The sequence below is a fragment of the Bacteroides rodentium JCM 16496 genome (assembly GCF_000614125.1).
GTDB lineage: Bacteria > Bacteroidota > Bacteroidia > Bacteroidales > Bacteroidaceae > Bacteroides > Bacteroides rodentium.
In genome coordinates this window covers 1-7061 of record NZ_BAKJ01000084.1, presented here as the reverse complement: position 1 = coordinate 7061, position 7061 = coordinate 1, and the positions used below count along the sequence as shown (strand labels likewise).

Genomic DNA, 7061 nt, shown 5'->3' with positions numbered 1-7061 from the left:
TCAAAAAGTTTGGTGACATTGGTGATATTTGATAATATATTAGGGAATTAGACGAAAAAATAGTAATTTTGCAAATCAATAATTATTGATTTATAGATGGCAAATGCGGACCAAATATTGTCTTTGATACGTAATCATCTGAATAACGATGATGCGCAATTTAGAAAAGTTGCTCTCCAGATTTCTGCTGTAGAGGCAAAGAATGGTCATGCAGTATTAGCAAGAACCATCCAGGAGCTTTTAAGTCAAAGAAAAGCATCTTTTAGTGCTTTAAAGCTTATTCCACGTAATAAAGATGTGGATGACTTATTGCTTCAAGTCGAGACATACGATTGCCTGAAAAATATGGTGACGGACAAAGCATTGAAAGAAAAGATAGAAAGAGTCATCAAAGAATTTACAAAGAGAGAAGAACTTAGGAAATATGGACTTGCCAACCGCCGCAAATTATTGCTCTATGGCGTACCTGGGACAGGCAAGACTATGACAGCGGGAGTATTGGCTAAAGAGTTGAATCTTCCTTTATTTATTGTGAGGACAGAGAAAGTCGTTACAAAATTCATGGGTGAGACAGGACAGAAACTTAGCCGTATCTTTGATTTTATAGATGAGGTTCCCGCAGTCTATCTTTTTGATGAATTCGATGCTATCGGTGCTCAGCGTGGAATGGAAAATGAAGTAGGTGAACAGCGCCGAATACTCAACACATTTCTTCAATTGTTGGAACGTGACTCATCAGACAGTTTCATTATTGCAGCGACAAATGCCATTGATTCGATAGACAAAGCGATGTTTCGACGTTTTGATGACGTTATTGAATATCGCTTGCCAGACTCCGGACAACGTATTCATCTGTTGCGTGAATATCTATATGCGGCTAAAGAACTTGATTATTCCATGGCTGCACCTCTGTTTGAAGGTATGAGCCATGCAGAGATAAAAATGGTATGTTCTGATATATTCAAAGAATCTTTGTTAAATGATGTGCCAATGAATATAGAATTGGTAAAGATGGTCGTTGACAAACGGAATCAACTTTGTCGTGAAATAAGTTGAATAAGGAGATAATATGCAAAAGGAACATTTTTTCTTAGGTAACCAAATAGCAGAACCCCGTTCTTTCACGCCAAGAGCAAAGGTTGTACCACCTCCTGTTATTCCTGAAAGGAACAGACAAGAACATGCTGCATTTATCAAGGAAAGCTATAATGCAGTCGTTGAATATGCCATCACGGCTCTTTCTGAAAGGGAAAAGTGTGGTTTACCGTCTGCGGATGGTGTGTATATAAACCTTGACATGTCTCCCAAATTGGTTCCCCAAAAGTTAGCCCAAAGTAGTGGAGCATCCATTCTGAAAATCTCTGAAGATAAAAGTGACGGAAATGTTGATGTAACCGTATATATCAAAAATGAGAAAAAAGATTGGCTGAGCAAGAAGGCAGACGAGTATGCCGATGAAAAGTATAATACGAAAACAGGCAAACCTAAAAATACAGGCTTGATTGAACCTATCAACGCCATTAAGCCGGCAGATATACATGCGCTCTATACATCTACAGAAGATTTCGACAAACTACCTGATAATAAGGCCTTTTTATTTGAGTTGTGGATAACTAAAACAAAGGAATATGACACAGTAAAATTATCAGATGTCTTGGATAAACTTGCTATCTTAAAAGCAGGTAAAAATCATTTGGATTTTGATGGAGTAGATGTTTGGATGATAAAAGCAACCAAACAACAGTTATGTGAATTACCGCTATCTATCGGTTATATAGAAGGAGTGCGTCCCTATCATCAGCCATCAATACTTATAAAAAATCGGAGCGAAAGTCGTGAGTGGAGTGAACTGATTGAAGGAGAAATTCAATTTGCGCTTGATAAAGACAGTACAAGAATAGGCTTGTTGGACTCAGGCGTCAACAATGCCCATAAACTGCTGGCACCTGCTCTTCCTAATGACAGAATGAAAAGTGCTATCAGCGTGCCGGATACAACAGACCACAGTGACCATGGTACAGGTATGGCCGGACTTATGCTTTATGGAGATTTGACAGATATAACTTATCGACATGGAGGTCCGATAATCATAGAACAGGACTTGGCTTCCGTGAAGATTGTAGAGAACGGTCATACAACAGATCCGGATTTCTATGGAGCGGTAATTGAAGATGCTATCTATCAGGCTCAGGCTATGGGGGCGTCTATACAATGTATGGCTGTAACTGATGGTACATCGTATGACGGAAAGTCAACGTCAAGTTCTGCGTCATTGGATGAAAGCATATACCATAATGGCAAGTGTGACCGCTTGGTGCTCGTTTCAGCGGGCAACATTGAGCCCCCTGAAGTAGATGCCACAAATTATCTGGAGTCCTGCAAAGCCAATGCTGTACAAAGTCCGGCTCAAGCATGGAACGCATTAACAGTCGGAGCATATACGGAGAAAACGATAGTAACAGATGAAAGCTACAAGGCACTGGCAGCTCCAGGGAATCTGTCACCCATGTCAAGAAGTTCGTGGAGTTGGAGAAATGGTTGCAATAAGCCTGAAATAGTCATGGAAGGAGGTAATATAGCCTATCATCCTGTTTTTCAAACAACGACACATCCTGATTTAAGTTTGATTACTACCTGCCAAGATTTGGCGGAATCATTGGAACAGTTCCATGCTACAAGTGCGGCTACAGCATTAGCGACACGTCTTGCGGCAAAAATAAAAACAGCAACACCAGCTCTTTCCATGTTGTCTGTTCGTGGCATGATGGTACATTCTGCCAAATGGACACCGGAAATGATACGTATCGGTAATATCAAGGATATTATACCTTTATGCGGCTATGGCGTTCCTGATGAAGAGACGGCCTTATTCAGTAATGAAAAATATGCAACGTTTATATTTGAAAATGAGTTAATACCTATTGGGAAAAAGATGGTTCAAACACCTATAATCAATTGCACTTTTATGATTTGCCTTGGCCAACAGAGGTGCTGGAACAAATGGGAGAAGAAAATGTAAAAATAAGAATCACACTATCTTATTATGTAAAGCCGTCTCCTGGATATGCAGGAAGAAGCAACAAGTATCGTTATCCATCTGCTACGCTGCATTTCGACTTGAAAAGTGCAAGCGAGAGTATGGAAGAGTTTCTTTGCAGAAGAAATAAAAGTGAAGGAGAAAAGAAAACTGACAATGATACTAACAGATGGACCATCAAACAACAACGTAGAGAACAAGGTACTGTACAATCTGACTGGATTGAATGTACGGCCGCTGAATTGGCTTCTTGTGGGCAGATAATTGTTTATCCAGGCCAAGGATGGTGGAAAGAAAGGAAATTAGCTAATGTTGATAATGTTATCAAATATTCACTTATCGTATCAATAGAGACAACGAAAACTGAAATTTACGATGCCGTAGAAACGGCTATCAGTAATAGAATAGGAGTACAAATAATGCAAGAAGTATAGGAAATAAAGAAAAAATCTAATAAGCACTTGATTATTAATAAAGCATATACGGAAACACAACGTCTTTATTTACATCAGATACAAATTACTGTTTCAATGACACTGTAGGCAGAGACTATAGATATAAACAGCATCGTTGACAAAAAACAGGCAAAAAAATATGCATTAGTTTGCAGAAATCGAACCTTTTATTTATCTTTGCAACGTCAAAGAGATAAAGATTACAAGATTAGTCAAGAAAAGCGATGAATTTAGTGTGATGCTAATTCAATGGCTTTCATAAAAGATAAAGTAATAATGTGCAGTCACTCAAGGAGTTAGAATAAACCGAAGCAAAAGGTTCGATTCCTGGTGGCACCACTTTTCAAAAGCAATCGGAATGTAGCGCAGTTGGTAGCGCACTACGTTCGGGACGTAGGGGTCGGGCGTTCGAGTCGCCTCATTCCGACAAAAAAGACTTAACTTCTAAAAGTTAAGTCTTTTTTGTTTTAGTCCACCTCTGCCCCCATTAGGGGGCAGTAGAAACTGAGGGATGGCCCATTATTATGCATAACTTCTTGTAGTTTTTATCAAGACCGCACATCAAACATTCCTTGCAATCGGATATCCTCCGAAGAACTTCCGATCATGACAGAGAAAGTTCCTGGCTCTACCACAAAATGATTGTCTTTATTCCACAATCCCAATTCTTGTGGAGTGAGTATAAAACTGACTTCTTTTTCTTCTCCCGACCGTAAATGAATACGCTCAAAACCACGCAATACCTTTACATAAGTAGTAACAGAACTTACCTCGTCACATAAATAAAGCTGAACGACTTCATCTCCAGCAACTTTCCCCGTATTCTTCACTTTACAACTCAGCTTCACAGAACCTTGTATACCTATCACCGGATTGTCAATTTCCAAATCTCTGTAAGCAAAAGTAGTATAACTCAATCCATATCCAAAAGGATACAAAGAGCCGGTCACACGCACAAAACCTTTTGAATCAGATCCAGGTTTAAAGGGAAAAGCAAAAGGGATTTGTCCTACCGAACGAGGAAATGTCACAGCAAGCTTTCCACCTGGATTATAATCCCCAAAAAGGACTTGCGCTATCGCATCTCCCATAAACTCTCCCGGGAACCAAGCATGCACTATACCTGGTACATAACGCTCCGCCCAATTGATTGTAGATGCACGCCCGTCTATCATCAATAAAATTACAGGTTTTCCTACAGCATGAACTGCTTGCAACAATATCTCTTGCCGTCCACACAAATCAAGCTGGTACGGGAATACTCCTCACGCACAGTCTTCTCATTGCCTCCCAACACCATAATAGTGACATCCGACTCCCTCGCCAGAGCTACCGCCTCATCTATCCCAGCTTGTTCTTTAGCATCCAAAGGTACATTGTAAAGCTCACTTTCGGGGAAATATCTATCTATAATATCAACCCCCTTGGCATAACGGACTTCGGTATGGGGCAAATAGTCTTTTATACCTTGATAAACAGTCCTTATCGGAGCATTGGCCGGTCCATAACGACATATCAAATTCGTTACTTCATCTGCATTCGGACCTATGACAGCTACCTTTTTCAGAGTCTTTGACAGCGGTAGAATATTGTTTTCATTCTTCAACAAAACAATTGACTTCAAAGCCGCCTCCATGGATATATTCTGATGTTCCTTACAATGCACCACTTTTTCCGGTCGTTCAACGTCGCCCCTATAAGGATTATCAAATAATCCCATCATAAACTTCACACGCAACACATCGGCCACACGACGGTCAATGGTCTGTATAGAGACCTTTCCTTCAGCTACAGCCTGCCGAAGCGGACGGATGAAAGTCTCGGGTAGAGTAAAGTTCGTGCGTACGTTCAGTCCGGCATTTACCACCTGGGCAGCTCCATCCACGTTTCCGGCAACAACCTTATGCTTAGAATAAAGAAACTCCACCGCCTCACTGTCTGAAACCACATACCCCTTAAATCCCCATTCATGACGTAGAATTTCCGTCAAGAATGATAGCTACCTGTAATAGGCTCTCCATCATAATCATTATAAGAGCTCATCACTCCCAAGGCACCGCCATCACAGAAAGCTTTCCTAAATGGTTCCAAATAAAGAGTACGCATTTCACGAGGGGCTACATGTGGGTCGGTACGCGTCCCGGCATCACGCCCACCCACCGGAATACTATAAACGGCAAAATGTTTGGGAGTAGCCACAAGCCCTTCTTTCTGAAGTCCCTCAATCATTTTCTTGCCTAGTTCCCCCACTAAAAAAGGATCTTCACCGTAACATTCCACCACACGCCCCCAACGCGGGTCTTGTGCAATGTCTAAAATAGGGGAATAGAGGTTAGTATACCCCAATGCCTTTGCTTCTTGGGCGGTGACATGAGCTATTTTGCTTATCAGTTCCTTATCCCAAGTGGCTCCTTGTCCACACTGGGCAGGAAACATCGTGGCCCGGTCATGGCAAAGCCCGCGTATGCCCTCATTTGTAAAGTCTACCGGAATTCCCAAACGAGTCTCCTCCACAAACCAGCGTTGAATAGCCTGTCGATTCTTCACACTGTTCACATAGGGATAGGACAAGGAAAAGCCGAAAGTCCCCAAGCCATTAGCTTGCTCATCAATATTGGCTATACCGTCTTTCCATATTTCAGTCTTCCATTTGTCAGTGGGCAGTGAATCTTTCAGTACACGCCCCGAACCATACAATGTAGCCATTTGGCAAGTCTTTTCGTCTATCGTCATCTGCGACAACAAGTTATTTATTCTTGCCTCCAAAGGAGCTGAGGAATCTTCATAGATGTCTTTCACTCCATTCTTATTGAAATCAATCCAACCTTTCCTATATATGCCGACATGTCCCCCTGCATGCATAGTTGCACAAAGCACTGCAGCTATGCCTAAAGTTATTTTCCTCTTCATCAAAAGTGTGATATATTTTCTTTGTTGCTAACTTAAAACAGATATAATATACTCAATTATTCGTTACTTAAAACTTTAAGATTACTCATGTAATTACTATCCAGAATTTTTTTTTAGATTGCATTCATCCAACCGGCTAATTCCTTCAATAACAGATTCTGCATTCATAATAGCTCCTTCTTTAGAAGTATGTACCAAATCTTTATAATATATCTTGGCATTCTCCTGCCCTATAAGATCAAATTTTCTAGCCGTAAGGTCATTTAAATCCACAAAATGAACCATTTCTTGTTCTGCCAACTCCTTTGTCCATTTACGGTAAGTTTGCGCACAACGTTTCATTTTCCCATTCTCCCATTGATTGGCAGGTGTATGAGAAAGTAGAATAACCTCAACACCTTTAGCCCTTGCCTGACGTATATAAATACGCATATAATGACCATAAGTAAAAATTTCCTCCATACTTCCATCACGTTCAATCACCATTTTTTTTGATTCGTGACCGATTCCGGGAAGTGTTCCTCGAGCCAATCCCGTATTCAATGGATTATTGTCATTATGTCCAAAATCTATTATCAAATAGTCACCTTTACGTAATGCCGGCAAAAGTCTGTCCCATAATCCTTCGGTAATATAGGTACGACTACTTCGTGAAGAGT

The 7061-nt window shown here is 40.7% G+C and carries 4 protein-coding genes, 1 tRNA gene and 1 pseudogene; 4 read left to right on the top strand and 2 right to left on the bottom strand.

The window, feature by feature from the left end; translation table 11 throughout:
- Window positions 1–96 precede the first annotated feature (96 nt).
- From JCM16496_RS20005 to JCM16496_RS19995, 4 genes are all read left to right on the top strand, one after another.
- On the top strand, window positions 97–1056 hold the full coding sequence (locus tag JCM16496_RS20005) for an AAA family ATPase (RefSeq protein ID WP_025017578.1): 960 nt from the start codon (window positions 97–99) through the stop codon (window positions 1054–1056).
- A 13-nt stretch (window positions 1057–1069) separates the two neighbouring features.
- A complete protein-coding gene (locus JCM16496_RS20000) occupies window positions 1070–3019 on the top strand; it encodes a S8 family peptidase (protein WP_244440516.1) in 1950 nt (649 codons plus the stop codon).
- Window positions 2989–3471 carry a hypothetical protein gene (locus JCM16496_RS24415; protein WP_244440515.1) on the top strand — a complete coding sequence of 161 codons (483 nt, stop codon included), beginning with the start codon at window positions 2989–2991 and terminating at the stop codon, window positions 3469–3471. Before JCM16496_RS20000 ends, JCM16496_RS24415 begins: the two co-directional genes overlap by 31 nt.
- Window positions 3472–3846: 375 nt before the next feature.
- Window positions 3847–3919, top strand: a tRNA-Pro gene (locus JCM16496_RS19995).
- A gap of 121 nt (window positions 3920–4040) precedes the next feature.
- Here JCM16496_RS19995 and JCM16496_RS19990 read toward each other — a convergent pair.
- Both JCM16496_RS19990 and JCM16496_RS19985 read right to left on the bottom strand, forming a co-directional pair.
- Window positions 4041–6354: pseudogene (locus tag JCM16496_RS19990) on the bottom strand (glycoside hydrolase family 3 N-terminal domain-containing protein).
- 144 nt (window positions 6355–6498) lie between these two features.
- Window positions 6499–7061: GDSL-type esterase/lipase family protein (locus JCM16496_RS19985; protein WP_025836311.1), on the bottom strand; the 563-nt coding region annotated here is incomplete at its 5' end.